The sequence below is a fragment of the Streptomyces sp. NBC_00019 genome (assembly GCF_045041015.1).
Lineage (GTDB): Bacteria > Actinomycetota > Actinomycetes > Streptomycetales > Streptomycetaceae > Streptomyces.
This window is the reverse complement of the sequence record NZ_CP108302.1, coordinates 3,268,568-3,295,558: the sequence shown is the minus strand read 5'-3', so window position 1 is coordinate 3,295,558 and position 26,991 is coordinate 3,268,568. Positions and strand designations below refer to the sequence as shown.

20 protein-coding genes are annotated in these 26,991 nt (G+C 69.9%); 7 read left to right on the top strand and 13 right to left on the bottom strand.

Going from position 1 to position 26,991, the window contains the following annotated elements; genetic code table 11:
• Positions 1 to 182: 182 nt before the first annotated feature.
• Together OHU89_RS15715 and OHU89_RS15710 are read left to right on the top strand one after the other, a co-directional pair.
• Positions 183 to 1,865 carry a glycoside hydrolase family 13 protein gene (locus OHU89_RS15715; RefSeq protein WP_405643304.1) on the top strand — a complete coding sequence of 561 codons (1,683 nt, stop codon included), beginning with the start codon at positions 183 to 185 and terminating at the stop codon, positions 1,863 to 1,865.
• A gap of 109 nt (positions 1,866 to 1,974) precedes the next feature.
• On the top strand, positions 1,975 to 2,820 hold the full coding sequence (locus OHU89_RS15710) for a hypothetical protein (protein WP_405643301.1): 846 nt from the start codon (positions 1,975 to 1,977) through the stop codon (positions 2,818 to 2,820).
• A gap of 29 nt (positions 2,821 to 2,849) precedes the next feature.
• Here the strand turns inward: OHU89_RS15710 and OHU89_RS15705 are convergent, their stop codons facing one another.
• The gene (locus OHU89_RS15705) at positions 2,850 to 4,919 is read right to left on the bottom strand and encodes a carbohydrate-binding module family 20 domain-containing protein (protein ID WP_405643298.1); all 2,070 of its coding nucleotides are present in this window, start codon (positions 4,917 to 4,919) and stop codon (positions 2,850 to 2,852) included.
• Between the two features lie 191 nt (positions 4,920 to 5,110).
• Between OHU89_RS15705 and OHU89_RS15700 the strand changes: the two genes are divergently transcribed.
• Entirely contained in the window at positions 5,111 to 6,496 is a 1,386-nt protein-coding gene (locus OHU89_RS15700; protein WP_405643295.1) for an alpha-amylase family protein, read from the top strand.
• Here the strand turns inward: OHU89_RS15700 and OHU89_RS15695 are convergent.
• The gene (locus tag OHU89_RS15695; RefSeq protein WP_405643292.1) at positions 6,472 to 6,837 is read right to left on the bottom strand and encodes a hypothetical protein; all 366 of its coding nucleotides are present in this window, start codon (positions 6,835 to 6,837) and stop codon (positions 6,472 to 6,474) included. The two genes, OHU89_RS15700 and OHU89_RS15695, sit on opposite strands and share 25 nt — an antisense overlap.
• Before the next feature lie 192 nt (positions 6,838 to 7,029).
• On the opposite strand from OHU89_RS15695, the gene pulA reads away from it, so the two are divergent.
• The 3 genes from pulA to OHU89_RS15680 all read left to right on the top strand — a co-directional run bounded on the left by pulA (position 7,030) and on the right by OHU89_RS15680 (position 14,549).
• A complete protein-coding gene (gene pulA, locus OHU89_RS15690; RefSeq protein ID WP_405643290.1) occupies positions 7,030 to 12,435 on the top strand; it encodes a pullulanase-type alpha-1,6-glucosidase in 5,406 nt (1,801 codons plus the stop codon).
• Between the two features lie 71 nt (positions 12,436 to 12,506).
• Positions 12,507 to 14,129: a SpoIIE family protein phosphatase gene (locus OHU89_RS15685; RefSeq protein ID WP_405643288.1), complete on the top strand. Its 1,623-nt coding sequence runs from the start codon at positions 12,507 to 12,509 to the stop codon at positions 14,127 to 14,129.
• 66 nt (positions 14,130 to 14,195) lie between these two features.
• Positions 14,196 to 14,549, top strand: coding sequence for a 5-carboxymethyl-2-hydroxymuconate Delta-isomerase (locus tag OHU89_RS15680; protein ID WP_405643286.1), 354 nt, complete (start codon positions 14,196 to 14,198; stop codon positions 14,547 to 14,549).
• Here OHU89_RS15680 and OHU89_RS15675 read toward each other — a convergent pair.
• The 5 genes from OHU89_RS15675 to OHU89_RS15655 form a co-directional block, all read right to left on the bottom strand.
• Positions 14,546 to 15,235 (bottom strand): TetR/AcrR family transcriptional regulator, encoded by a 690-nt coding sequence (locus OHU89_RS15675; protein WP_405643283.1) that lies wholly within the window; start codon positions 15,233 to 15,235, stop codon positions 14,546 to 14,548. The two genes, OHU89_RS15680 and OHU89_RS15675, sit on opposite strands and share 4 nt — an antisense overlap.
• A gap of 56 nt (positions 15,236 to 15,291) precedes the next feature.
• Positions 15,292 to 16,305, bottom strand: a complete 1,014-nt coding sequence (locus OHU89_RS15670; protein WP_405643280.1) for a PDR/VanB family oxidoreductase — start codon at positions 16,303 to 16,305, stop codon at positions 15,292 to 15,294.
• On the bottom strand, positions 16,305 to 17,192 hold the full coding sequence (locus OHU89_RS15665) for a metal-dependent hydrolase (protein WP_405643277.1): 888 nt from the start codon (positions 17,190 to 17,192) through the stop codon (positions 16,305 to 16,307). Before OHU89_RS15665 ends, OHU89_RS15670 begins: the two co-directional genes overlap by 1 nt.
• Before the next feature lie 101 nt (positions 17,193 to 17,293).
• Positions 17,294 to 19,213, bottom strand: coding sequence for a hypothetical protein (locus tag OHU89_RS15660; RefSeq protein ID WP_405643276.1), 1,920 nt, complete (start codon positions 19,211 to 19,213; stop codon positions 17,294 to 17,296).
• Between the two features lie 49 nt (positions 19,214 to 19,262).
• The gene (locus tag OHU89_RS15655) at positions 19,263 to 19,775 is read right to left on the bottom strand and encodes a tetratricopeptide repeat protein (protein ID WP_405643273.1); all 513 of its coding nucleotides are present in this window, start codon (positions 19,773 to 19,775) and stop codon (positions 19,263 to 19,265) included.
• A 116-nt stretch (positions 19,776 to 19,891) separates the two neighbouring features.
• Here OHU89_RS15655 and OHU89_RS15650 point away from each other — a divergent pair, with 116 nt between their 5' ends.
• Positions 19,892 to 20,305 carry a hypothetical protein gene (locus OHU89_RS15650; RefSeq protein WP_405643270.1) on the top strand — a complete coding sequence of 138 codons (414 nt, stop codon included), beginning with the start codon at positions 19,892 to 19,894 and terminating at the stop codon, positions 20,303 to 20,305.
• 54 nt (positions 20,306 to 20,359) lie between these two features.
• On the opposite strand, the gene OHU89_RS15645 is transcribed toward OHU89_RS15650, so the two are convergent.
• The 6 genes from OHU89_RS15645 to OHU89_RS15620 all read right to left on the bottom strand — a co-directional run bounded on the left by OHU89_RS15645 (position 20,360) and on the right by OHU89_RS15620 (position 26,936).
• A complete protein-coding gene (locus OHU89_RS15645) occupies positions 20,360 to 21,919 on the bottom strand; it encodes a DUF1996 domain-containing protein (protein ID WP_405643267.1) in 1,560 nt (519 codons plus the stop codon).
• Positions 21,920 to 22,099: 180 nt separating this feature from the next.
• Positions 22,100 to 22,753 (bottom strand): response regulator transcription factor, encoded by a 654-nt coding sequence (locus tag OHU89_RS15640; RefSeq protein ID WP_266893382.1) that lies wholly within the window; start codon positions 22,751 to 22,753, stop codon positions 22,100 to 22,102.
• On the bottom strand, positions 22,738 to 24,003 hold the full coding sequence (locus OHU89_RS15635) for a sensor histidine kinase (RefSeq protein ID WP_405643264.1): 1,266 nt from the start codon (positions 24,001 to 24,003) through the stop codon (positions 22,738 to 22,740). The genes OHU89_RS15640 and OHU89_RS15635 overlap by 16 nt, the downstream gene beginning before the upstream one ends.
• A gap of 54 nt (positions 24,004 to 24,057) precedes the next feature.
• Positions 24,058 to 25,083 carry an SDR family oxidoreductase gene (locus tag OHU89_RS15630; RefSeq protein ID WP_405643261.1) on the bottom strand — a complete coding sequence of 342 codons (1,026 nt, stop codon included), beginning with the start codon at positions 25,081 to 25,083 and terminating at the stop codon, positions 24,058 to 24,060.
• A gap of 69 nt (positions 25,084 to 25,152) precedes the next feature.
• On the bottom strand, positions 25,153 to 25,716 hold the full coding sequence (locus OHU89_RS15625) for a winged helix-turn-helix domain-containing protein (RefSeq protein WP_405643258.1): 564 nt from the start codon (positions 25,714 to 25,716) through the stop codon (positions 25,153 to 25,155).
• Between the two features lie 299 nt (positions 25,717 to 26,015).
• The gene (locus tag OHU89_RS15620; protein ID WP_405643256.1) at positions 26,016 to 26,936 is read right to left on the bottom strand and encodes a DUF6891 domain-containing protein; all 921 of its coding nucleotides are present in this window, start codon (positions 26,934 to 26,936) and stop codon (positions 26,016 to 26,018) included.
• Positions 26,937 to 26,991: the final 55 nt, after the last annotated feature.

Here is a 26,991-nt window from a genome sequence, read left to right as displayed (position 1 = left end):
CCCACGCGGCGGTAGCCGCAAATTCAATACAGCCCCGCGCCCCTTGTGGGGGCGTTGCCCCCACACCCCCTGAGACCCGAGGTGGTCGCGGTTGCCATCCGACCCCGCTGCGACCGCGGCCGCCTCGCCAACCCGCCCCCGTACCCCCACCTGAACCGATGACTCCGTTACGCAAGGACGCCATGAGCCAGCAGCACACTGCCGACCCGGCCCCGACCTCCGCCGTAGCCACCGTCGCCCAGCACCGCGACTGGTGGCGGGACGCGGTGATCTACCAGGTCTATCCGCGCAGCTTCGCCGACAGCAACGGCGACGGCATGGGCGACCTGGAAGGCGTACGCTCCCGACTCCCGTACCTGCGCGACCTCGGCGTGGACGCCGTGTGGCTCAGCCCCTTCTACGCCTCCCCGCAGGCCGACGCCGGCTACGACGTCGCCGACTACCGGGCCGTGGACCCCATGTTCGGCAACCTGCTCGACGCGGACGCGCTGATCCGCGACGCGCACGAACTGAACCTGCGGATCATCGTCGACCTGGTCCCCAACCACTCCTCGGACCAGCACGAGTGGTTCAAGCGAGCCCTGCGCGAAGGCCCCGGTTCGGCCCTGCGGGACCGCTACCACTTCCGCCCCGGCAAGGGCGAGAACGGCGAACTCCCGCCCAACGACTGGGAGTCGATCTTCGGCGGGCCGGCGTGGACGCGGGTCACCGAGCCGGACGGCTCGCCCGGTGAGTGGTACCTGCACCTCTTCGCCCCGGAGCAGCCCGACTTCAACTGGGAACACCCGGCGGTCGGCGACGAGTTCCGCTCCATCCTGCGCTTCTGGCTGGACATCGGCGTCGACGGATTCCGCATCGACGTGGCGCACGGCATGGTGAAGGCGGAGGGGCTCCCGGACCTCGGCGACCACGAACAGCTGAAGCTGCTGGGCAACGATGTCATGCCGTTCTTCGACCAGGACGGCGTGCACGACATCTACCGCCAGTGGCGGACGATCCTCGACGAGTACCCCGGCGAGCGCATCTTCGTGGCCGAGGCATGGACACCGACGGTCGAGCGGACCGCCAACTACGTCCGCCCGGACGAACTCCACCAGGCCTTCAACTTCCAGTACCTGGGCACCGCGTGGGAAGCGGCGGAACTCCGCGAGGTGGTGGACCGCACGCTGGAGGCGATGGCCCCGGTGGGCGCACCGGCGACATGGGTGCTGTCGAACCACGACGTGACCCGCCACGCGACCCGCTTCGCCAACCCGCCCGGCCTCGGCACCCAGATCCGCACGGCGGGCGACCGCGAGCTGGGCCTGCGCAGGGCCAGGGCGGCAACCCTGCTCATGCTGGCGCTGCCGGGCTCGGCATACGTCTACCAGGGCGAGGAGCTGGGCCTCCCGGACGTGGTGGATCTGTCCGACGACGTCCGCCAGGACCCGGCGTACTTCCGGGGCGCCGGCCAGGACGGCTTCCGCGACGGCTGCCGGGTGCCGATCCCGTGGACGCGGGAGGGTTCGTCGTACGGCTTCGGCGCGGGCGGCAGCTGGCTGCCCCAGCCGGCGAGCTGGGCCGAGCTGAGTGTGGAGGCCCAGACGGGCGTGCCGGGCTCGACGCTGGAGCTGTACCGCACGGCACTGGGTCTGCGCCGCTCCCAGCCGGACCTCGGCGCCGGCGAGTCGGTGGAGTGGCTCCGCGCCCCCGAGGGCGTACTCGCCTTCCGCCGCGGCGAGTTCGTCTGCGTCGCCAACACCAGCGGCGAGTCGGTCACGACCCCGTCCTACGGCCGCGTCCTGCTCACCAGCGGTGAGATCACGGAGGCGGACGGCGAGACGAAGGTCCCCTCGGACACGACGGTGTGGTGGACGACGGCCTGACGGTCGTCCTCCCCGTACAGGGCCCGCTGCCTGCTGAGGCGGCGGGCCCTGTGCTGTCGGGGCCGCCGCATCTGTGCCCGGCGTGCGTCCTCACGTAGCCTCACCACCTGTGAACATCGCATGGGCGGTACGGGGAAACGCGCAGGACGGGGCTGACATGGAGCGCCTCTCCGAGCTCTGGAACGAAGACGCGTACGAACAGGTCGAGGTCGAGGCCAGGGCGCTCCAGGCGAAAGCGGAACGCCTGCGCAAGCGTCCCCGGGGTCTCGTACTGGGGCAGTTCGCCAGGTTCATGGCCACGGCCGCGGCGTGTGGCCACGGGCGCGGGGCGCGGGTGCTGGACGAGATGGATTCCCTCGCGGCGGAGCTGCACGACACCGCCGGGCCGTACCGGCTGCTCCTGCTGGGTGTGCGCAGGAACCGCATGGTGGTCCTCAACGCCGAGCGGCGCTTCGGTGAGGCCGAGGCGGAAGCGGTGTCCGTACTGCGCGAACTGGCGCGGCTCCAGCATCTGACGCAGGTGTGGCGTCTGGAGCTGTCCGTGCTGGCCGGCCTCGTCGACGCGCTGTGCGGACAGGCCCGCCACGAGGAGGCCGAGGACATCGCCCGAGGGAATCTGCCCCGCGCCGAAGGACGCTCGCTCGTTGCCCTGCACTGCGCCCTGGTCGACAACCTGAACGCCCAAGGGCGTCACACCGAAGCGCTCACCGAGGCACGCCGATTCGCCCCGCCCCGGGTCCGGGAACAGAGCGGAAGACTGGACATGGGCACGGCTGCCGCCCTGCACGGTCTGGGACACCGGAACGAGGCGGAAGCGGCAGCCCGTCAGGCGCTGACCGACTGCGAGCGGTCCCTGCATCCGGAACACCCGCGCCTCCGGCAGGTCCGCACACTGCTGGCCGACATCACCGCCGACGGCCCACCGGAGCCGACACCCGAAGAGACCGCCCACTGATCGAGCGGCCCCTTCGGGTCAGGGACGGGTCACTTCCAGGTGTCGCTGGTGCTGTAGCCCGACGAACTGCCCGTCGTGTACGAGCGGTTGGTGCCGGACTCCCAGGTCACGGTCCCGGAGCCGTTCTTCTTGATGAACTTGTACTCGAAGGCGGTGCTCCTGGGCACGATCGCCGACTTGCTCCACGTCGGGTAGGAGGCCGAGGACAGTGGGATCGCATCGGCCGTGTTCCAGGAACCGAGGGCGGCGATGGAGCCGACCACGTAGACGTTCGTGCCCAAGTCGGTCGTGGCGGTGACATTGAAGGTCACGTCGGTGGCGTTGGCGCTCGCCACGTTCCAGGAGTTGTTGAGCCCGACCGCCGAAGTCGTGGTGGACGCCGACCTGTTGGCGTTGGACTCCCAGGTTACATTGCCTGAACTGTCCTTTTTGATGTACTTGAACTCGAACGACGTGTTCACCGGCACGCTCACCGCCCCCGACCAGACCGGGTAACCGGACGACGAAAGCTTCACCGCCTTCGACGTGTCCCACGAACCCAGTGCCGAGATCGAGCCGACCACGTACACGTCCTGGCCGGACGTCGTCGCCGCGTACTCGTTGAACGTCGCCGTCACCGTCGAGGTCGAGTCGTCGTCATCGTCCTCGCACGTCGTGCAGGGCGTGAACTCGCCGTCGTGGAAGGCGATCGCGCTCTTCGCGGGGATCGTGAGCGTCGCGCTGCCGCCCGACACGGTGACCGTCGTCGCGCCGTTGTCGATGACGTTCGCGTACGTGCCGTCGGCCATGCCCGTCGCGAAGGTGTACGTCGCCGCCGGCGAGCCGTTGTTGATGGCCACGTAGCCCGCTGTGCCCCGCCCGAAGCCGATCACACTGGACGACTTGGTCGACCAGTTGGACACCGACTCCGAACCCACCGTGTTGTGCCACTTCACCATGCCGGTGATCGCGGTGTCCCGCTGGAGGCAGTACCAGCCGCCGGCGCAGTTCGTGTCGGTGACGAAGCCGCTGGAGTTCGGCGGGGCCTGGTCCGAGGAGGAGAACTCGAAGCCCGAGTAGACCGTGGGGGTGGACCACTTGTAGGCGAGCTGGAAGACGTTCGCCAGCCGGTAGGTGTCGCCGTCCTTGTAGCTCATGTGCAGACCGTTGCGCTCGGTGTCGTGGTTCGTCACGAAGGACACCGAGTTCGCCGGGGTCAGCACACCGGACGAGGACAGCGACTCCAGGTCGGACACATTGCCCTGGAACGACGACTTCAGCTTGCTCGCGTAGCTGAAGTCGAGGACGTCACCCGCGGAGTAGTAGTCGGAGGCGGCCGGCGTCGAACCCGGGTACACCTCCTGGAAGATGTACGGCGTCGAACCGGCCGTCGTCGCGTTCAGCTTCGCCCAGATCGCGTTCAGGTCCGCCACCGGCATGTGCTTCGCCGCGTCGATCCGGAAACCGTCCACGCCCAGCGCGATCTGCTTGTTGAGGTGGGCCGCGATGCCCGAGCGGACGTCGTCGTCCTCCGTCTCCAGGTCCGGCAGGCCGAGGAGTTCGCAGTTCTGGATCTCGTTGAGGTTCGACCAGTCGTCGATGATCAGGTCGGAGTCGCTGCACTCGGCCGACGTGTGGAAGTCGTCCGGGTCCCAGTCGGGAGTGTCGTACTTGTTGGTGATCGTCGTGCCGTTGTAGCCGGTGCCGGTCTGCGCGGCGGTGTGGTTGATCACCGCGTCCGTATACACCTTCACCCCCGCGTCATGGCAGGCGTCCACCATCGAGGCGAACTGCGCCGCCGTCCCGAAGCGGCCGCTGAGGTTGTACGAGTAGGGCTGGTAGACGTCCCACCAGTAGTAGCTGGACTGCTTCAGCGACTCCGCCGGCGGTGCGACCCACACCGCGCCGTAGCCGTTGGGGCCGAGCACGTCCGTGCACTCGGAGGCGACCGAGTTCCAGTTGTAGGACCAGAGGTTGGCGATCACATCGCCCGAGGTCGTGGCGTCCGCCTGGGCGGGTGTCGCGGGCAGCACCATCGCGCCGGCCAGCGCGAGAGCACCGGCGGCCGCGCTGGTCGCGGCACGGCGGAGGACACCCGGGGGACGGTGTCTGGTGGTCATCGGCGGCTCCGGGGGAGAAGGGGCGGCATTCAACAACTCGTGAGCGTGGGGGAGTTGAGAAGGGCACGTCAAGGTTGTGGATGAAAGTTCTTGCTGTGACTTTCAAGCCCCTTGCTGTAAACCTTTCGTTAGCGGTACGTTCTCGCCGGCGCCGGGCAAAGACGCCTGGCCGTCACGCAAGGAGCCCCCACGTGATATCGAGATGGTCCGCAACCGCCGGCGCCGCGGCCACCGCGCTCGCCACCGCGGCCGCCGTCCTGGCCCCCACCACCGCCTCCGCCTCCCCGCCCGGCACCAAGGACGTCACCGCCGTCCTCTTCGAGTGGAACTTCGCCTCGGTCGCCAAGGAGTGCACCAACACCCTCGGCCCCGCCGGCTACGGCTATGTCCAGGTCTCCCCGCCCGCCGAGCACATCCAGGGCTCGCAGTGGTGGACCTCGTACCAGCCCGTGAGCTACAAGATCGCCGGGCGTCTCGGTGACGCCGGCGCCTTCCAGAGCATGGTGACCACCTGCCACAACGCGGGTGTGAAGGTCGTCGTCGACACCGTCATCAACCACATGTCCGCGGGCAGCGGCACCGGCACCGGCGGCTCGTCGTACACGAAGTACAACTACCCGGGCCTGTACTCCTCGGCCGACATGGACGACTGCACGTCCACCATCAGCGACTACACCAACCGCACCAACGTCCAGAACTGCGAGCTCGTGGGCCTCGCCGACCTGGACACCGGTGAGGAGTACGTCCGCGCCACCATCGCCGGGTACATGAACACCCTGCTCGGCTACGGCGTCGACGGCTTCCGTATCGACGCGGCCAAGCACATCCCGGCGACCGACCTCGCCAACATCAAGTCGCGGCTCGGCAACACGTCGGTCTACTGGAAGCAGGAGGTCATCCACGGCAGCGGAGAGGCCGTCCAGCCGACCGAGTACACCGGCAACGGGGACGTGCAGGAGTTCCGCTACGCCTACGACCTCAAGCGGGTCTTCAACAGCGAGAACCTCGCCTACCTGAGCAACTACGGCGAGGGCTGGGGCTACATGAGCAGCTCGGTCGCCGGTGTCTTCGTCGACAACCACGACACCGAGCGCAACGGCTCCACCCTGAACTACAAGAACGGCGCCAACTACACGCTGGCCAACGTCTTCATGCTCGCCTACCCGTACGGCGCCCCGGACATCAACTCCGGCTACGAGTGGTCCGACACGGACGCGGGCCCGCCCAACAGCGGCTCGGTGACCGCCTGCTGGCAGGACGGCTGGAAGTGCCAGCACGCCTGGCCGGAGATCCTCCGCATGGTCGCCTTCCGCAACGCGACCCGCGGTGAGCCGGTCACCAACTGGTGGGACAACGGCGGCGACGCGATCGCCTTCGGCCGGGGCAGCAAGGGCTACGTCGCGATCAACCACGAGTCGAGCAGTCTGAGCCGTACGTACCAGACCTCGCTGAGCGCCGGGACGTACTGCAACGTGCAGAACAACACGACGGTGACCGTGAACTCCAGCGGCCAGTTCACCGCCACCCTCGGCGCCAACACCGCGCTCGCGATCTACACCGGCAAGTCCAGCTGCTGAACCGCTCCACCCTCAGGACGGCCACCCCCGCCCCGGCGCATGGGTGGCCGTCCCAGTATCTCGATGTACATGATCCGGCCGTACACCACGTCGAGGATCAGATCGCCCTTCGAGGGCAGCAGCGGCACACAGCGATGGCCCGGGCCGTACGGCTGTCCGCCGGGATGCTCCGACGTCCGGATGCTCTGGCAGAAGTCGTCGCCGCAGCCGCACTTGCCTACCATCCGGACGTCCCACACGCAGATGGCCAGCCAGTGTTCCCCCTCCTCCGTCAGGAGGGCGGCCAGTTCGGCGACGAGCTCCGGGTAGAGGTCGCGAACGAGGGGCGCTTCGTGCTCCATGCGGGGACGGTAGCCACGGGTGGCCGTGTGGGGCGAGTGATTATGCGCTCGGGCTGCTGACGCGGACCAACTCCCCCTGCTGAAAGTTCTTTCCGTTACTTTCACGACTCTTGCTGTAAGCATTACGGCGGCGATACGTTTCGCGCGGGGTCGGACCCACGTAGAGCCGCCGCAATCGCAAGGAGTCCATCTGTGATACCGAGATGGCCGTCGCCGTCGAGGCGTCGTTCCGCCCATGTCGGACGGGTCGCCGCGGTCACCGTGACCGCGCTGGCCGCAGCGCTCGTCCAACCCCTCGCGGCGCGGGCGGACACCCCGCCTCCGCCCCCCTCCGACGCCAGGCTCGCCTCGGCGCCCGCCCGGCACGACTCCACCCGCGAGCAGTTCTACTTCGTCCTGCCGGACCGCTTCGCCAACGGCGACACCGGCAACGACAAGGGCGGGCTGACGGGCACCCGCCTCGCCACCGGGTACGACCCCACCGACAAGGGCTTCTACCAGGGCGGCGACCTCAAGGGTCTGACCAGGAAGCTCGACTACATCAAGGATCTGGGCACCACCTCCATCTGGATGGCCCCGATCTTCAAGAACCAGCCCGTGCAGGGGACGGGGAGCGACGCCTCCGCCGGTTACCACGGGTACTGGATCACGGACTTCACCCAGGTCGACCCGCACTTCGGCACCAACAAGGACCTGGAGACCCTGATCTCCAAGGCCCACGCCAAGGGCATGAAGGTCTACTTCGACGTCATCACCAACCACACGGCCGATGTCGTCGACTACGAGGAGAAGTCCTACGACTACCTCTCCAAGGGCGCGTTCCCGTACCTGACCAAGGACGGCGAGCCCTTCGACGACAGCGACTACGCAGGAACGGGCGACTTTCCGGAGGTCGGTTCCGGTTCCTTCGCGCGTACGCCGACCGTCACCGCCGCGAAGAAGACCACCAAGGTCCCGTCGTGGCTCAACGACCCGACGATGTACCACAACCGCGGCGACTCCACCTTCGCCGGTGAGAGCTCCGACCAGGGCGACTTCTCCGGCCTCGACGACCTGTGGACCGAGCGTCCCGAGGTCGTCAGCGGCATGGAGAAGATTTACGAGAAGTGGGTCCGCGACTTCGACATCGACGGCTTCCGGATCGACACCGTGAAACACGTCAACCTGGAGTTCTGGACCCAGTGGGCCACCGCCCTCGACTCCTACGCGGCCAAGCACGGCCGCGACGACTTCTTCATGTTCGGCGAGGTCTACTCCGCCGACACGTCGATCACCTCGCCGTACGTCACCCAGGGCCGCCTCGACGCCACGCTCGACTTCCCCTTCCAGGAGGCGGCACGGCAGTACGCCTCCCAGGGCGGCAGCGCGCAGAAGCTGGCCTCCGTCTTCGGCGACGACTACAAGTACACGACCGACAAGGCCAACGCGTACGAGCAGGTCACCTTCCTCGGCAACCACGACATGGGCCGCATCGGGTACTTCCTGAACCAGGACAACCCGAAGGCGACCGACGCCGAGCTCCTCGCCAAGGACAAGCTCGCCAACGAGCTGATGTTCCTCAGCCGCGGCAACCCGGTCGTCTACTACGGCGACGAGCAGGGCTTCACCGGCGCCGGCGGCGACAAGGACGCCCGCCAGACCATGTTCGCCTCGAAGACGGCCGACTACCTCGACGACGACGAGATCGGCACCGACCGTACGCACGCGAGCGACGCGTATGACACGAGCGCGCCGCTGTTCCGGCAGATCGCCGCGCTGTCCAAGCTCCGCAAGGCCAACCCCGCCCTCACCGATGGCGTCCAGACCGAGCGCTACGCGGCCGACGGCAGCGGGGTCTACGCCTTCTCGCGCACGGACGCCAAGACGGGCACCGAGTACGTCGTCGCCTTCAACAACGCCGGTGAGGCGAAGTCGGCGACCTTCGCGACCGGTTCGGCCGGGATGGTGTTCAAGGGGATCTACGGCGGTGACGCCTCCCTCAAGAGCGACGCCGACAAGAAGATCACCGTCACCGTCCCCGCCGGCTCCGCGATCGTCCTCAAGGCGGCCGGGAAGCCCGCCAAGCCCGCCACCGCGCCGACGCTGACCCTCAAGGCTCCCGACGCCGGCGCCACCGGCACGGTCGAGATCAGTGCCGGCGTCGACGGCGGACAGCTCAACCGGGTCGTCTTCGCCGCGCAGGTCGGCAACGGCAAGTGGCGCACGCTCGGCTCCGCCGACCACGCGCCGTACAAGGTCACGCAGGTCATCGGGGAGGACGTGGCGGCCGGAACGGCCCTGCGGTACAAGGCCGTTGTCATCGACTCGGCCGGACGCACCGCGAGCACCACGGCGGCCTCCACCACCGGCACCCCGCCCGCCGAGGAGACCCCCACCGCCTCCTCCCGCGACTACGCGATCGTCCACTACAAGCGCACCGACGGCGACTACGCGAACTGGGGCCTGTACGCCTGGGGCGACATCGCCGACGGCGAGGCCACGAACTGGCCGGACAGCCACCCCTTCGTCGGCCGTGACGCCTACGGTGCCTTCGCCTACGTCAAGTTGAAGCCGGGTGCCTCCGGTGTCGGCTTCCTCGTCATCGACAAGGACGGCAACAAGGACGTCTCCGCCGACCGCACGATCGACGTCACCAAGACCGGCGAGGTCTGGATCGAGCAGGGCAGGACGGACGTCGTCACCGAGAGGCCCGACTATCCCGCGCAGGACAAGACCAAGGCGGTCCTGCACTACCACCGGGCCGACGGGAACTACGACGGCTGGGGACTGCACGTCTGGACGGGCGCCGCGAGCCCCACGGACTGGTCCAAGCCCCTCGAGCCGGTGAAGACTGACGCCTATGGCGCGGTCTACGAGGTACCGCTCACCGACGGGGCCACCAGCCTCAGCTACATCCTGCACAAGGGCGACGAGAAGGACCTGCCCAGCGACCAGTCGCTCGACCTCACGGCCAACGGCCACGAGGTGTGGCTGGTGAACGGCCAGGAGAAGTACCTGCTCCCGCAGCCCGCGGGCTCCGCGGCCGCCCTCGACCTGACCACCTCCAAGGCGGTCTGGATCGACCGGAACACGGTCGCCTGGAACGGCTCCGACGCCGCGGTCTCCACCCAGCTGCTGTACAGCCGCGACGGCTCGATCGCGGCCAAGGACGGCGCGCTGACCAGCGACGACGAACGCTGGCTCCGTCTGTCGAAGACCACTCTCACCGACGCCCAGAAGGAGAAGTTCCCGCACCTGAAGGACTACACCGCCTGGTCCGTCGACCCGCGTGACCGCGACCGGGTGCGCGAGGCCCTCAAGGGCCAGCTCGTCGCCTCCCAGCGGGCCGTCAGCGGTGCCGTGCTCGCGGCCACCGGCGTGCAGATCGCCGGCGTGCTCGACGATCTCCATCCGGCCGCGACCAAGGCCGACCTCGGCCCGATGTTCGACAGGAGCGGCCGTCCGACGCTGTCCGTCTGGGCGCCGACCGCGCAGAGCGTCGCACTGGAGCTCGACGGCTCCACGGTGAAAATGAGGCGCGACACCGCCACCGGCGTCTGGTCCGCCACCGGCCCCAAGTCCTGGAAGGGCAAGGAGTACCGGTACGTCGTGAAGGTCTGGGCGCCCAGTGTCCAGAAGGTCGTCACCAACAAGGTCACCGACCCCTACTCGGTCGCCCTGACCGCGGACTCGGAGCGCAGCCTCGTCGTCGACCTGGCCGACAAGTCCCTCGCCCCGAGCGGCTGGTCGACGTACACCAAGCCGAAGGCCACCCCGCTCAAGGACGCCCAGATCCAGGAGCTGCACATCCGGGACTTCTCCGTCGCGGACAAGACGGCCGGTGACCCGGGTACGTACCTCGCCTTCACCGACAAGAACAGCGACGGCTCCAAGCACCTGAAGGAGCTCGCGAAGTCGGGCACCTCCTACGTCCATCTCCTCCCGGCGTTCGACATCGCCACCATCCCCGAGAAGAAGTCCGACCAGACGACCCCCGACTGCGACCTGGCCTCCTACGCGGCCGACTCCGACAAACAGCAGGAGTGTGTGGCGAAGGCAGCCGCGAAGGACGCCTACAACTGGGGCTACGACCCGTACCACTACACGGTCCCCGAGGGCTCCTACGCCACCGACCCCGACGGCACCGGGCGCACGGTCGAGTTCCGCGAGATGGTCAAGTCCCTGAACGAGGACGGCCTGCGGGTCGTCATGGACGTCGTCTACAACCACACGGCGGCCGGCGGGCAGGCCGACACCAGCGTCCTCGACAAGCTCGTCCCCGGCTACTACCAGCGGCTCCTCGCCGACGGCTCGGTCGCCAACAGCACCTGCTGCGCCAACACGGCGCCCGAGAACGCCATGATGGGCAAGCTGGTCGTCGACTCGATCGTCACCTGGGCCAAGGAGTACAAGGTCGACGGCTTCCGCTTCGACCTCATGGGCCACCACCCGAAGGCCAACATCCTGGCGGTCCGCAAGGCCCTGGACGGGCTGACCCTCGCCAAGGACGGCGTCGACGGCAAGAAGATCATCCTGTACGGCGAGGGCTGGAACTTCGGCGAGGTCGCCGACGACGCCCGCTTCGTGCAGGCCACCCAGAAGAACATGGCCGGAACCGGCATCGCCACCTTCTCCGACCGGGCCCGTGACGCGGTGCGCGGCGGCGGCCCCTTCGACGAGGACCCCGGCGTCCAGGGCTTCGCGTCCGGGCTCTACACCGACCCCAACTCCTCGGAGGGCAACGGCACCACGACCGAGCAGAAGGCCCGTCTGCTGCACTACCAGGACCTCATCAAGGTCGGGCTGAGCGGCAGCCTCGCGCAGTACACGTTCACCGACACCGACGGCAAGGAGGTCACCGGCGCCGAGGTCGACTACAACGGTCAGCCCGCCGGTTACGCGGACGCGCCGGGCGACGCCCTCGCCTACGCCGACGCGCACGACAACGAGTCGCTGTTCGACGCGCTGACGTACAAGCTGCCCGCCACGACCGGTGCGGACGACCGCGCCCGGATGCAGGTCCTCGCCATGGCGACCGCGACCCTCTCGCAGGGCCCGTCGCTCTCGCAGGCGGGCACCGACCTGCTGCGCTCCAAGTCCCTGGACCGCAACTCCTACGACAGCGGCGACTGGTTCAACGCCATCCACTGGAGCTGCGAGGACGGCAACGGCTTCGGACGCGGGCTGCCGATGGCGGCCGACAACGAGTCCAAGTGGCCCTTCGCCAAGCCCCTGTTGGGTGCGGTGAAGGTGGGCTGCCCGCAGATCGAGGGGACCTCGGCGGCGTACCAGGACCTGCTGAGGATCCGTTCGACGGAGAGCGTGTTCTCCCTCGGCACGGCCGCGCAGGTGCAGTCGAAGCTGTCCTTCCCGCTGTCGGGCAAGGAGGAGACGCCGGGTGTGATCACCATGGAACTCGGTGACCTCGTCGTGGTGTTCAACGCGACGCCGCAGGCCCAGGAGCAGCGGGTGGCCGCCCTGGCCGGCACGGCGTACGCGCTGCACGAGGTTCAGGCGGCGGGCGCGGACTCTACCGTCAGGGCATCGTCCTACGAGCGGGTTTCGGGCACCTTCGCCGTTCCGGGACGGACTGTGGCCGTATTCTCCCGCAAGTCCTGACAACGGCATTACCGTGGTGGGGCAGACCCGGATCCGGGTCTGCCCCATCGGGCTGTCCAAGGGCTGAACACATGGACGTCAACGGAGACCTGACAGGCACGACCGTGATGGTCGTGGACGATGCGGAGGCAAGCCGGTACGCCATGGGCACCCTGCTGAGCCGCGCGGGCCACCGGGTCGTTCCGGTCGCCACAGGTCACGAGGCGCTCGCCGAACTCGACGATCGGCTGCGCAAGGGCACCCTGCCGGACGTGGCCCTCGTCGACGTGGGCCTGCCGGACATGAGCGGCTTCGAACTGTGCCGTCTCTTCAAGGAGCGGCCGCACACGGCGGGGCTGCCCGTCGTGCACTTCTCGGCGGCCAACGTGGCGCCGGTCGACTGCTGCGAGGGCCTGGACGCGGGATTCGAGGCCTATCTGAAGGTGCCCGCCGAGCCCCTGGAGATCGAGGCCGTGGTGCGGGCCGCCGTGCGCAACGCTCAGGTGCGGGCCGACGACCGGGCGCTGGTACGACGGCTGACACTGCTGTCGGAGACGATCGTCACCATCCAGGCGGCGCGCTCCCTGCCGGAACTCACCGACGCGGCCGCCGAGGGCATCTCGCGGGTCACCGGCACCCCCGCCGCCGTCTTCGTCCTGGACCAGGACGAGCGGCTGTACCGGGGCCTGTCCCGGGACCGCGTTCCCGTCGCCCTGCCGGACGAGGGGGCCGACCGGGCGGTGGCCGCTCTGCTCCAGCGCCTCACCCGGGGACAGGCCGTCGGCGTGCAGCTCACGACGGTGCCCTCGCCGCTGTGGCCGGCCGGGTACTTCCGGCCGGGCGTGGAGCACGACGCCCGGCTGGCGCTCGTCCGTACCCAGGACGGCAGGGCCACGGTGTGCCTGGCCGCGCCCGCGCGCGGGATGCGGCGGCTGGGCCCCGAGCGCGAGAGCCTGCTCGCCCAGCTGACCCAGGCCACCGCGTTCGCCGCGGAACCGCTGCTCATGTACCAGGTGGAGCGGCATGTCGCCCTCACGCTCCAGCACAGCTTCCTGCCCCAGCCGCACCGGCTGCCCGAGCTGCCGGGCATGGACGTCGTGGCCCGCTATGTGCCCGCGTCCCCGGAGACCGAGATCGGCGGCGACTTCTACGCGGCGCTGCGTACCGACGAGGGTGTGCTCACCGCGGTCGGCGACGTCGTCGGGCACTCGCTGGACGCGGCGACCGTCATGGTGGAGCTCCGGCACGCGCTGCGCGCCTACGCCGTCGAGGACAGCGACCCGGCCGTGCTCGCGGAGCGCCTCGACCGGTTGCTCCAGCGCTACCACCCCGACCTCACGGCCACGGTCTGTCTGGCCCTGATCGACCCCGGCACCGGGCGCGCCCGTATCGCCAACGCGGGACACATACCCCCGCTGATCGTCCGGGACACCGGCAGTGCCGACTACGTCAAGGCGGCCGGTCCGCTGCTCGGTGTCGGGCTGCCCCACCCGCCGACCACCGAGCTCTTCCTCGAACCCACCGACCGGCTCCTCATGGTCACCGACGGCCTGATCGAGACCCGGGGTACCGACCTCTCGGCCTCGATGGAGCACCTCCGCGCGGCCGCCGCCGGCTCCCTGCCCGGCCTGGACGCCCTGTGCGACACCCTTCTGGCCTCCTTCGGCCATGACCGGGAGGACGACATCGCGATGCTGGCGCTGCGGCTGGGGTGAGACGGCCCTGTGAGGGCTCCTGTACGACGGTTAGGGTGCCCTGGTCGACCTAGAACAGGAGTCCTCATGCCGCAGATCACCGTCGAACGCTCCCCGCATCTCGACCATGTCGACTGGGAGGAGTTCGCCCTGGCGCTGCACCCGGTGGTCGTCGAGACGGCGGCCGCGAAGCTTGAGGCGTGCAAGACCCGGGTGCTGCGCACCGAGGACGAGGCGGTCGGCGACGAGAACAGGAACCACGCGATCGTGAACGTCACGATCGCCCTGCTCGCCGGACGGTCGGACGAGACCAAGGCGAAGCTCACCGAGGCCGTCGTGGAACTGCTGCGCAAGCACGTCGGGCCCGAGGACGGCCTCACCGTGCACCTCTCCGCCGAGGTACGCGACCTGGACGTCTCCTACACCAAGGCCGTGCTCTAGGACGCCAGCGCGATCAGCCGGGCCGCCAGGTCGGTGAAGGGGCCGTCGTTCGGCTCGTCCCTGAGCATATGGCGCAGCAGCGCGGCCATCTCCTCGTCGTGGGCCGCGCTCACCGCGGCCAGTGCCGCGAAGTCGTGCACGAGCTGCACCTCCAGCTCGTCGCGCGGGATCCGTCGGCCGTCCAGCCAGATCAGCGCGGTCGACTCGGCGAGCGAGATCCAGGAGCGGATGACCAGTTCCAGCCGCGCGGGCGGGTTCTCCACCCGCAGATGCGAAAGGATCTGGTCATACGCGGCCTGCCGTACGGAGTCGATGAGCGCGTTGGTCGTCGAGGAGCCGACGGCCGGGCCGCCCCGCATCAGCGCCGCGAAACCGGGCCCGTGGTCGTCCACGAAGTCGAAGTACCGGCGCATCACCCGCAGCAGCCGCGTGCCCAGCGGCCCTTCCCGCGCCTCGACGAACCGGTCCGCCAGATCGTCGGCCGCACGCTTCAACGCGGCCTCGTAGAGGCTGAGTTTGCCGGGGAAGTAGTGGTAGACCAGCGGGCGGGAGATGCCTGCCGCGGTCGCTATCTCGTCGATGGAGACATCGTCGGGCGAGCGTTGGCTGAACAGTTCGAGGGCAACGCCGATCAGCTGCTGCCGCCGCTCCTCGACTCCCATTCTTCGCCGTACCCCGGTAGTCATGCGAACACCTTACCGATCGGATCCGGCCCGGAACGGCCCGGTCCGGACACGGGTGTTCACATATCCAGCACAAGTCGCTCACTTCGCGCTCGCGAAACGCAGATCAGCATCGAGTCCCCGCGCTCCGCGTCCGTCAGCAGCTCGTCCCGGTGGTCCACCTCGCCCTCCAGCACCCGCTGTTGGCAGGTCCCGCAGAAACCCTGCTCGCAGGAGTAGAGCGTGTTCGGCAGTTCCCGGCGCACGGCGGCCAGTACGGAGGAGTCCGCCGGGACCGTCAACGTCCGCCCGCTGCGCCGGAGTTCGACCTCGAACGCGGCGCCCGGCGCGGTGGCGCGGGCCGTGAACCGCTCCAGGCGCACCTGCGGGAACCGCTCCTCGACCGCCGCCATGAGCCCTTCGGGGCCGCAGCAGTAGACGGCGGCCCCCTCGGGCACCTCCAGCGCGCCGAGTTCGGGCGCACCGGCGACGACGGTCACCTGGTCCAGCTCCTCGAGCTCCGCCACGAACGGCATCGACTCCCGTGACCGCCCGCAGTACAGCAACCGCCACTCCGCCCCGTCCGGCAGCGCCCTCAGCATCGGCAGGATCGGTGTGATCCCGATACCGCCCGCGACGAAGACGTACGAGGACGCCTCGACGAGCGGGAAACGGTTGCGCGGCCCCCGCACCTCCAGCTCCATGCCCTCGGCCACCTGCTCGTGCACCTCGCGCGAGCCGCCCCGCCCGTCCGCCACCAGCCGGGTCGCCACGGTGTACGACGAGGTGTCCGCCGGGTCCCCGCACAGCGAGTACTGCCGGACAAGGCCCGACGGCAGGACGAGGTCCAGATGCGCGCCGGGCTCCCAGCGCGGCAAGTCCCTTCCCTCCAGGCGCAGTTGTACGACCCCGTCGGCGGCCTCCTCGCGCGAGGCCACCAGCAGCCGCAGCGCCCGCGACCGGGGCCGCCCGGAGACCGGCTCGTCCAGCGCGGGCATCGGCCACAGCGGCGAGGCCTGGATACGGCGGCGCATCGCCCGGCGGGTGAGGAGCGCGGCCCCAGAGACGAGCGCGACGGTCAGCGGCTTCGGCATCACGTGGCCCCCTTCTCGGCCGTGAGGGCCGCGACGGCGGCGGGGGAGGAGGCCAGATAGGCGACGGCCTGCTCGGTGCACCCCTCCTGGGAGGGGTGGTAGGCGCGGCTCAGATAGCGCGGTATCGACCTGAGCATGTCGCCGGTTCCGGGCAGCACACCGCGCCGCCCCCGGACGTGGAAGTCCTTGAAGCTCGCCCTGCCGTCGGTCAGCGTCGGGTCGTTCTCCATGAAGAAGCGGGCCCCGCGCTGCCACAGGAACACCAGTGTCGTGAACGCCGTGGCCCAGGTGCGTACCCGGCGCCGGTAGCTGCCGTCCACGTGCTGGAAGAGGTCGAAGGCGACCGAGCGGTGCTCGACCTCCTCGGCGCCGTGCCAGCGCAGCAGGTCCAGCATGGTCGGGTCGGCGCCTCGCCGGTCCAACTCCTCGGCGTTCAGTACCCAGTTGCCGAGGAAGGCGGTGTAGTGCTCGATGGCCGCGATGAGGGCCACACGCTCCAGGAGCCACCACTTGCGCGCCTTGCCCGGCGGCAGGGTCCGGTCGCCGAGCAGCTTCTCGAAGAACCAGTCGATCTGCGCGGTGTAGGGCGTCGGATCGAGGCCCAGCTCCTTCAGGTGCGGCAGCACCTCGTCATGGGCCTGCGAGTGCATGGCCTCCTGGCCGATGAACCCGATGACGTCCTCGCGCAGCCGCTCGTCCCGGATGAGCGGCAGCACTTGCTTGTAGACGTGCACGAACCAGCGCTCGCCGGCCGGCAGCAGAAGATGGAGCACATTGATGGTGTGCGTGGTGAAGGGATCGCCGGGCACCCAATGCAGCGGGGTGTCCTCCCAGGCGAAGGACACCTTCCGCGCCTTGAGCGGCGCCCGGTCCGGTGTGTTAGACATGGCGTCAATGTACTGACGGGTAAGTCTTCCGGGAACCCTCGTGCACACTCTTGTTTACGTCAGTGTCAGCAAGCCCGTTCCTGACCCGGCCCACTCCCGGCCTACCGCAGCCCGTTGATCGACCGCCCGTCCTCCAGCGTCCCCTTCAGTCCGGCCTGCGCGCCTTCCTTCGTCTTCACGGTCAGCAGGTTGCCCCGGGCGGAGCCACTGACCGCACCCGTCGCACCGACCGACGCCGTGTCCTTGCTGCCGGCCGCCAGCAGATACCAGTTGCCCGCCTCCGACTTCCACAGCACACCCGCCAGCACATGCGGGTCACGCGGTCCGCACGCCGGGACGTTCTCGGCCTTCGCCGCGACCGCCCCGTACGCCCCGCCCGGTGTGCGGAACTGCGCCAGCACACGGGTGCCGCCACCACGCCAGGTCTCGGCGCGCGTGCACATCCAGTCCGCGGCACCGCTCGCCTCGGGCAGCCGCTGCTCGGCGTACGGCCACGCGTTCACCGTCCGTACGCCCGCCGAGCGCATCGCCGACAGGGAGCAGGCGTACGGCGCCCAGGTGCGCAGCGCCTCCGCGCCGGACGCCTCGTGGAGCGCGCCGGGGCGGCCGGTGGTGAGCCGGGCCGGGACCAGTTCGCCGAGGTCGCTCATCAGACGGGTGCCGCTGCGGTCGGTCAGCTGGAGGACGTTCCAGGACGTGCAGCCGCCGGTCTGCTGTGCGGGGCCGGCCAGCGGCGAGGTCACCCCGTCGGTCACGGTGAGAGCCATCGTGCCGGCGGAGGGCTTCAGAAGGTCCCGCTCGGCGGCCTTCGTCACCCAGGGCGCCATGAGATAGCGGACATTGCCGTCGGCCCGGCCCAGCACGACCGCGCTCGCCTCGGCCGACGTCGCCCCGTCGACCCGTGCGAAGTCGAGGGCCGCGCCCTGCGTGCCGTCCTTCGGCTCGGCGTAGCGGGCGATGCGCAGACCGTCGTAGAGGATCACCACGCGCGCGTTGTCGACGTTCCCGGCGTACAGGAGCTGGGCCGGTCCCGAGGGGCCGCCGGACGGGGTGCCGGGGGTCGCGGAGACCCGTACCGTCTCGCCGGGGCGGGCCCAGACGGCGAGGGCGCGGCGCAGCAGCGCGGTGTCGTCGGTGAGGTCGCCGCGGGCGGGCCACACGGAGAAGTCGTTGCGCGAGGCGGCCTGCCAGGCGGTGGCCGGGACCCTCGTCACCCGGCCCGGGTCGAGGGCGGCCTGGGCGGCCGGGTTCTGCGCGTACGCCGGAGCGGCCGCGCCGTCCGGGCCCCAGCCGTCGCCGGGCAGCCCGAGCAGTGCCCCGCACACGGTGACGGCCACGGCGGCGGCGAGCGCGGCCTTCATGTGCTGGCGGCGTCGCATCAGGTCGGTGGGCCGGGCCTGGAGCGAGCAGGGGTCGAACTCGGTGGAGTCGAGGAGCGGGTACTGGGCCGGGAGGGTGTCGGCCTCCTCCAGCGACTCGTCCGGCTCCGCCACACCGGCCGCCGTCAGCACCCGGCGGACATCGCCGTCCGGGAGCCGCTCCAGGCCGCGCAGAACGTAGGCGGCGCGGGCCGGGCCGGACAGCGCGGACAGCTTCTGGTCCAGGGCGAGTTCATCGGCCCCGCCCGAGCGGGGGAAGAGCCTGAGGCCCCACACCTGGGGGAGCAGCGGCGGCAGCTGGGAGCGCTTGGGCCACGCCTTGCGGGCCAGTGGCAGGCCCGCCTCCAGCGCCGTACGCAGCACCTGGAGACGGACGAGGGCGTATCCGGGGTCGCCGTCGCGGCCGGTCGACTGGGCCGGGATGACGGGCGTGGAGGCACGGCCCCGGGGCAGGGCGCGCTGGGTGAGGGCGTGCGCGGTCAGGACCCGCCGGTTGCGGCCCAGACTCGGCGGCAGCACCAGATAGGCGAGCCGCACGAGCCGTGGGTAGTGCTCGACGAGCGCGGCCTCGGCCTGTTCGACGTCGACGAACGGCTCGGGGGAGGCGGGTGCGGGGGGCGGGGCGACATCCTGTGACTGCACGTTCAGCAGAACGAGCGAATCGTTGGTTGGTCACCACCGTCCGGGTGGCTCAGCTCCCCGACGGGTCCTCCGGCTCGACCAGCGCCCGCGCGTAGTTGGCCATCGACCGCTGGTAGCGCGGCAGATGGGGGGCCAGCGCGCCCAGGACGAGGGAGAGGCCCTCGCGGTCCCGGCCGAGGCTGGACAGGCACAGTGCCAGACACGCTCGTACGGCGTCGTCCAACTCGTCCGAAGGGGCGTCGAGTTCGGGCGTCAGCAGCTTGACGCCCTCTTCGGCCTGTCCGATGTTCCGCAGCGAGCTGGACAGCTGGATCTTGGCACGGCGGCCCTTGTAGCCGCTCAGACCCAGCGCCAGCGCCTCGCGGTACAGCGGGGCCGCCTTGTCGGAGTGCCCGGTCGAGTCCCAGGCGCAGGCCCGCTCGAAGGGGCCCTCCGCGCTGCCGTCGGGAAGCTCGGCGACCAGGGCGTCGATCACCGCCCGGAAATCGGCGGCCCGATCCTCGGGATACTCGTCGAAAGTGGCCCAGACGGCCGTGATCTGCTGTTCCCAGTCCTCGTTCACCGGCACACTGTCGCACGGGTGTGCCCACGGAGACAGCGGATTTGAGCACACCTTGCCCCACAGCCGTATGGAAGGGGACGGGCACCCAGGCCCATGGGAAGGTTCCGGAGGAACAGATGAGGTTGACCCGATCGATGCTCGCGGTTGCCGCGGCGGCTCTTGTACTGACCGGCTGCGGCTCCGGTGGCGACGACGACAAGGCCGCGGTACCGGAGACGGCGACCGGCAGCCTCGAGCACCTGGCCGCCGAGGTGGGCTGCGATCCGACCATCCAGATCGACGCCGACGAGATCCGCCAGGCCTCGTGCCGCAAGAGCGACGCCGACGGCAAGTTCATCCTGGCCACCTTCGCCACCGACCGCGGCCAGCGCGAGTGGATCAACGGGGCCAAGGACTACGGCGGTCACTACCTCGTCGGCCGCAAGTGGATCGCCGTCGGCGAGACCAAGACGGTGACCACCCTGCGCGCCACGCTCGGCGGCGACATCGAGGAGGGCCAGGACCACACCGTGCACTCCGGTAGTCACTGAGCATGAGAGAGCCGGCGGTGGGAAATCCCACCGCCGGCTCTCTCATGCGCTAGCTCACTGGCACTTCTGGCCGGTGTTGATGCACTTGACCAGCTTGTTCATCGTGTTCGCGGAGAAGAAGTTGATGAAGTCGTTGTGGTCGGTGATCGGCTTGTGCAGGTTCTCCGGGAAGGAGTCCACCGCGTACGGGTTCACGACCGTCCCGTTCTCGATGGTCGGGGCCGGAACGTTGTAGACCAGCCGGACCTGGAGCTGCGGGATCGCCTTGAAGTTGTTCGCGCAGGTGCCGTCGGCCTGAGCGAATGCCACGTGGGTGCGGTGGTTGGCGCTGTCGATGTTCTGACCGTCCCAGCAGCTCTGGAAGTTGGTCGTGCGCACCACCTGGCTGCCCTGCGGGCAGATCGGGTACTTGTCCTCGAGCTGGACCTTGTTCTCGAAGCCTGTGCAGCTCCAGTTCACGTTGGCGTTGGCGTTGCCGTTGACGAACGCCTTGGCGTCACCGGTGATGATGCGCAGGGCCGTCGGCATCGCGACGACGTTGCCCTTCTTGTTGCCGACGAACTTCAGCTGCGCCTGCGCGGGCTGGAGGATCTTGCCCACGTTGCCCTCGGTGCCACCGCCGGCCGCGTTCTGGTCGAAGTCCTGCGAACCGTCCTGCAGTCGCAGCACCGGCCAGAAGTACGACGACTTGTCGCCCTGGTTCTGGCAGCTGGTCTGAGCCGCCGCCAGCTCCTGGTCGCTCGCGAACGCGTCGTTGCTCTGGTTGCCGACGTAGTCGTGCAGGTGGTGAGCACCGTTGGAGACACCGGGCGCCACGATCACGTTGTCCGTGTTGTGGTTGTCGTTCCCGTTGGTGCCGCACTTGGTGGTGAAGGTGCCTCGCGAACCCGACCGGCCGTTCGCCGCGAGTCCGTTGGCGCCCACACCCAGCTGGGCGTTGGCCTGGACCTGCGTGATGTCCACGAAGTCGTCGGCCGCCGGGCCGTTGCCTCCCTGGCCGTTCTGCTGGCCGTTGCCCTGGTCCTGACCCTGATCCTGGCCCTGGTCCTGCCCGTCGCCCTGCTGCTGGCCGTCGCCCTGCTGCTGACCGCCGTCCTGCTGCTGACCGCCGTCCTGGCCGGCCTCGCCGTCGTTGGTCTGCGGCTGCTCGGCCGGCACTCCGGTGCATCCGGCGAACTGGCCCAGGTCGGGGTTGGCACCGCCGGCGCGCTGGATGTTGATCCGGATCCGGTCCAGAGCCGCGGTCCGCTTGTCCTTGAGCGGGCCGAGGATCGCGTTCTGGACGAATCCCGAGTCGTTCGTCTGTGCTTGGCGCGTGGAGGCGAGGCGGGCGTACGCCTCGGTGATCTGCTTGTCCAGGTTCGCCAGCTCCGTGCTCACGCCGGACCGGGCCCCGTTCGGGACGTTCGTCAGCTTCTGACCGACGTCCGGGCACTGGATCGTGGCGATCTGTGCCCCGGCGGCCTTCACCTGGTTCTGACCGGACCCCGACTCATGCGCCGAGGCATAGAAGTTCGCCCATACAAGCCCGCCCCCACCGAGCGCTAGGGCTGCCGACCCGGCCACGACCTTGGTGGTCATCGACGTACGGCGTTTGCGAATGTTGCGTCCCATGGAACTCCTCTGACTTCCTTGCGGGGCGTCGAGTCGCCCGACAGGAGTGAAGCGGCGTCGTTCCATACGCACGTGGCCCCAGGGGTGTTCAGTCGCCTCACAAACAAATCAGAGGATTACTCGGCTGCCCGGCCTCAACAATCGCCTGAACAGCGGAAGTTACAGAAAATCAGCAACCGTTCACCGGCCCTGGTCCAGATAGGCGAGGACCGCCAGAACGCGTCGATTGTCGTCGTCCGACACCTCGAGGTCCAGTTTGGTGAAGATGTTGGAGGTGTGCTTGGCAATGGCCCGTTCTGTGACGACGAGCTGTCCCGCGATCGCCGCGTTGGACCGGCCCTGCGCCATCAGCTCCAGCACCTCCAGCTCCCGCGGGGTCAGCCGGCCCAGCGGCTGGTCCGCGGCGGCCCGCCGGGACAGCAACTGCTGGATGACCTGTGGGTCCATCGCGGTGCCGCCCGCCGCCACCCGGTGCACGGCGTCCACGAACTGCGCCGCGTCGAACACCCGGTCCTTCAGCAGATACCCCACCGCGCCGGTGCCGTCGGCCAGCAGCTCGCGCGCGTACAGCTGCTCCACGTGCTGCGACAGCACCAGCACGGGAAGCCCGGGCCGCGCCCGGCGGGCGTCGAGCGCACACTGCAGGCCCTCGTCGGTGTGCGTGGGAGGCAGCCGTACGTCGACCACGGCGACGTCCGGCTCCAGCTCGGCCAGCGCGCGGGCGAGCTCGGGGCCGGACTCGACGGCCGCGGCGATCTCGAAGTCGTGGGCTTCCAGCAGCCGGACCAGTCCGTCGCGCAGGAGGAACAGGTCTTCGGCTAGGACAACACGCAAGGGATCTCCATGGTCACCATGGTGGGACCGCCCGCGGGGCTGCTGACGGCCAGGACGCCGTCGAATGTACCCAGCCGGCGCTCGACCCCGGCCAGACCCGAGCCCGCCCCGATCGCCGCGCCGCCCTTGCCGTCGTCGGTGACGGTGATCCGCAGCATGCCCTCGGTGTGGTGCAGGTCGATCCAGAGCCGGTCGGCGCCGGAGTGCTTCACGGCGTTGGTGAGCACCTCGCTGATCGCGAAGTACGCCGCCGCCTCGACCGGCGCGTCCGCCCGCCCGGGCAGCTCCACCGTCACCTCGGAGGGCAGCGGCAGCCGGAGAGCCAACGCCTTCACGGCGTCCCCGAGTCCGCGCTCGGCCAGCACCGGCGGATGGATTCCGCGGACCAGGTCGCGCAGTTCGGCCAGGGCGTCGACGGAGGACTTGCGGGTCTGCGCGAGCAACTCCTTGGCTTTCTCAGGGTCCTTGTCGAGGAGCATCTCGATGGTGCCCAGGTCCATGCCCATGGCGACCAGCCGGGCCTGCGCCCCGTCGTGCAGATCCCGCTCGATGCGCCGCAGTTCGGCGGCGGAGGTGTCCACGGCATCGCGCCGCGTCTCGGTCAGCACCCGCACCCGCTCGGCGAGTTCACCCTGGCCGGCACCGAGAACGGCCTTGGTGAGCCGGAAGTGCACCTGGAGCGCCCGGGGTGCGAAGAAGTGGCCGAAGAAGAGGATGACGAGCCCGAGGGCGGCGGCGGCCAGCGCCGAGGCCTGACCGGTGACGGGGACGAACCCGTACCAGTACCCGTCGGGGAACACCCGCCACAGCCCCGCCGCCAGCGCGAACCCCTCCAGCGGGTAGAGCACGAGCACGGCCGGCAGCAGCGCGGTGACGAAGCCCGCCGTCATGTCGACCGGCAGCCACCGGAAGTCCCGCCAGGTCGCCGGGTCCCGCAGCATGCCGAAGGTGCGCGTCCACGGGTTGGCGTCCTTGGGGATCGGCCGGTACGCCGACGGGATCCGCACCCCGCCCCACTCGGCGGCGAGCACCCGCCGCCAGTCCGCGAACGCCCGTACGCCGGTCAGCACCCACGGTGTGGTGACGATCCCGACCCCGATCGGGATCAGTGCGAAGGACACCAGGGAGAGCGTGAAACAGAGCACGGCCCCCGGCAGCGCCACCAGCGCCAGCCCCAACCCCCGAACCGCCGCCCGCCCCATGCCTTTTGCCCCTGTGCGACCGACGTCGCGCTGCGTCTCGATGTCCATGGCAGCCAGTCTGGCCGAGGGAGGCGGGCGGGGGCACGGGGCTTGGCCACCGGGTCAGGGGGTGGTGCTGGGTACACCCCCGTCGAGGCCCAGTACCTTCGCCTCCACCGCCGGGTCCAGTCCCACCGCGGGCCGGTCGGGCCGCTGTGGCGCGGCGCCGCCGATCTCCCGCAGCCAGCTCCAGGTGTCGGCTACGGTCTCCTCGACCGGCCGACAGCGCAGCCCCGCCCCGACGGCCCGCGAGACGTCGGCACTGTGCAGCGCGGCCTCCAGGTCACTGCCCGGCGGCACCCACACCGGCAGCTGGGTCCACGGCTCGATTCCCGCGCCGAGCACCACGTCCGGGTCGGTCCACCGCAGGTCGGCGGCGCCTCCGGTCACCTTCGCGCAGGCGTCGAGGAGCGCGCCCATGGTGGTGTGCCCGCGCTCGCTCATCAGGTTGTACGGCCCGCTCAGCTCCCGCTCCACCCCGTCCAGGATCCATTCGGCGAGGTCGCGGACATCGACGTACTGCAGCGGCAGATCCCGTGGTCCGGGCGCCAGTACCGGACCGCCGCGCGCGATCCGGGTCAGCCACCACGGCAGCCGCCCGATGTTCTCGTACGGCCCGATCAGCAGCCCCGACCGGACGAGCAGCGAGCGGTCCGCGCCGAAGACCTCGGTCGCGGCCAGCTCGCCGCCCAGCTTGTCGCGGGCGTAGTCGCTCTGCCCGGCGTCGGACGAGGCGCCCTCCACCAGGGGAGCGTCCTCGGTGTAGCCGACGGGCGGCGCCCAGGCGTACACCGAGCAGCTCGACACATACACGTACCGCCCGACGCGGTCCCGCAGCAGCCGCGCCGCGTCACGCACCGCGGACGGCGCCGCCGACCAGGTGTCGACGACGGCGTCCCAGGAGCCGCCGCTCCTGGCGAGTGCGGCGAGCCCGTCGGGCGTGGTGCGGTCGCCGTGCAGCGACCGCACCCCGGCCACGGGTGTGTGCCGTCCCCGATGGAAGACGGTCACGTCCCAGCCGCGCCCGAGGGCCGCCTCGACGACGGCCCGTCCCGCGAACTCCGTACCACCCAGCACCAGAAGTCTCATGTCACAGACTCTGCACGCCGAAGCGGCCGTACGGGACGGATCTCTGCCGTCAGCAGACGGCCGGTGCCGTCAGCGCCCGGTCGGCGGGGAGTACTTGTAGCCGACCCGGCGGATCGTCTGGATGGCCTGGCGGTTCTCGGCGCCCAGCTTGCGGCGCAGCCGGGCGATGTGGACGTCGACGGTACGGCCGTCGCCCACATGTCCGTAGCCCCACACCGTGGTGACCAGCTGGTCGCGGGTGTGCACCCGGTGCGGGTGCGCGACGAGATGGGCGAGGAGCTCGAACTCCAGGTAGGTGAGGTCGAGTTCCGCGCCGTTCACCTCGGCGGTGCGCTGCACGGTGTCGATACGGACGAGCGGGTCGCCGTCGGCCTCGCCGGCCCGGCCCGCCGGGTCCGGCAGGAGGGGCGGCTGCTGGTCGGCCGGGACGAGCACCAGGTAGCCGATCATCGGCGGCTGGCCCGGCAGGGTGGGCAGGGTGTGCTGCGGAGCGGGCAGCCAGGTGGCGCCGGGCGGCAGGAAGTCCACCACGCCGGGGACGTCGTCCGGGCCGACGGCCCGGAGTCGATGCCGTGCGCCGCTCTCGGAGGGGGTGGGGAGAGTGGCGGTGGACAGGGAACGAGTGGTCGCCATGAGAAGTCAGCTCTTTTCGCGCGAGGAGGTTCGTCGGTGGACGTACGTCGACTGCGCGCTGGCCGAAGGCCGAGGGGGTGTACGGCTTTAGAGGGCCCGCGCGTTCACCGCGCGGCAACACACCCGGTCGAAGTCATGGTGCTGACGAGAGGGCCAGAACGGCTTGAGGTCATGGCGACCTGTCGCGCTGGGGTTCTGGAAGCTGGCCATGCGCTCATTGAAGCAGACACGGGCCCGCAACAGGAGACTCCTCTCGCTGCTTGGACGCTTCCTCGGCGTGAAATCGAGCGTGGTGTGCCTCACCCCATCAGGCGTTTGCGCCAGACCAGGGGAGTGACGGTGATGGTCTTGTCCGGACTGCCGTCCCACTCCGTGGACAACCCGGCGGCGTCGAGAGCGGCGACGATCTTGCGGCCCACGGCGGCGGTGGCCTCCGGGCTGTTGTCGGTGTCTCCGTAGTAGAGGGTGAGTTCGTCGTGCTCGGCCGCGCTACGGGTGCACTGGTAGTGGAAGAAGACGAACCCCAGGGCGCCCGCGTCCGCCATCTCGGCGCCGATCTCCGCCTTCCCGCAGCCGCCGCAACAGGCGAAGTTCTCCCGCGCGACGACGCCGTCCTTCTCCAGCGCGGCGAACGCCCGCTCCAGGCGGTCCGGGTCGGTCGGCCCCGACCAGGTCTGCTGCTCCTCGACCCGCTCCAGCCACAGCCGCTCGACGATCGGGCGGGCCTGGGCGGTGGTGAGCCGGTCCTCCACCATGTACACGGTCTCGCGGATGATCTCCTTGATGCCGAGATAGCCGTCGGCGAGCGTCTCGCGCACGTACTTCTCGGCCTGCGCGGCGACCTCCGGGTCGGGCGGCGGCACCTCCTGGGGCGCCGCGAGCTCGTCGCGCTGCCAGGTGACCGAGGCGTCCCAGTCCTTCTCCTGCCGTGCCCAGCGCGCCATGACGTCCGCGACGAGGTCGGGGTCCGTCACCTCGGTCACCCACATGTGGGGGACGGAGCCGGTGCGGTGCTGGAACTCGTAGACCCCACCCGGCTCGTGGGCGACCTGGATGAACACCGCCGGCCGGTCCGGTATCCGCTGCACGATCAGGAAGTGATCGCCGCCGCCCCCGATCCGGTGCACCAGCTCACGCAGGCGCGCGGCCGAAATCCGTGTGTGCGTCTCGTTGTTCTCCGTCTCGACCTTGATGTCGAGCGGGCCCCCGTCGATCTCCATGCCCCCACCTTCGCACGTCCCGCTGACAACGCACCGAGGGGCGTCCACCGAAGGT

Coding starts and splice junctions, on each gene's coding strand:
- OHU89_RS15715 (WP_405643304.1), top strand. CDS start 183: ATGAGCCAGCAGCACACTGCCGACCCGGCCCCGACCTCCGCCGTAGCC.
- OHU89_RS15705 (WP_405643298.1), bottom strand. CDS start 4,919: ATGACCACCAGACACCGTCCCCCGGGTGTCCTCCGCCGTGCCGCGACC.
- OHU89_RS15695 (WP_405643292.1), bottom strand. CDS start 6,837: ATGGAGCACGAAGCGCCCCTCGTTCGCGACCTCTACCCGGAGCTCGTC.
- OHU89_RS15685 (WP_405643288.1), top strand. CDS start 12,507: ATGGACGTCAACGGAGACCTGACAGGCACGACCGTGATGGTCGTGGAC.
- OHU89_RS15680 (WP_405643286.1), top strand. CDS start 14,196: ATGCCGCAGATCACCGTCGAACGCTCCCCGCATCTCGACCATGTCGAC.
- OHU89_RS15675 (WP_405643283.1), bottom strand. CDS start 15,235: ATGACTACCGGGGTACGGCGAAGAATGGGAGTCGAGGAGCGGCGGCAG.
- OHU89_RS15670 (WP_405643280.1), bottom strand. CDS start 16,305: ATGCCGAAGCCGCTGACCGTCGCGCTCGTCTCTGGGGCCGCGCTCCTC.
- OHU89_RS15665 (WP_405643277.1), bottom strand. CDS start 17,192: ATGTCTAACACACCGGACCGGGCGCCGCTCAAGGCGCGGAAGGTGTCC.
- OHU89_RS15650 (WP_405643270.1), top strand. CDS start 19,892: ATGAGGTTGACCCGATCGATGCTCGCGGTTGCCGCGGCGGCTCTTGTA.
- OHU89_RS15645 (WP_405643267.1), bottom strand. CDS start 21,919: ATGGGACGCAACATTCGCAAACGCCGTACGTCGATGACCACCAAGGTC.
- OHU89_RS15635 (WP_405643264.1), bottom strand. CDS start 24,003: ATGGACATCGAGACGCAGCGCGACGTCGGTCGCACAGGGGCAAAAGGC.
- OHU89_RS15630 (WP_405643261.1), bottom strand. CDS start 25,083: ATGAGACTTCTGGTGCTGGGTGGTACGGAGTTCGCGGGACGGGCCGTC.
- OHU89_RS15625 (WP_405643258.1), bottom strand. CDS start 25,716: ATGGCGACCACTCGTTCCCTGTCCACCGCCACTCTCCCCACCCCCTCC.
- OHU89_RS15620 (WP_405643256.1), bottom strand. CDS start 26,936: ATGGAGATCGACGGGGGCCCGCTCGACATCAAGGTCGAGACGGAGAAC.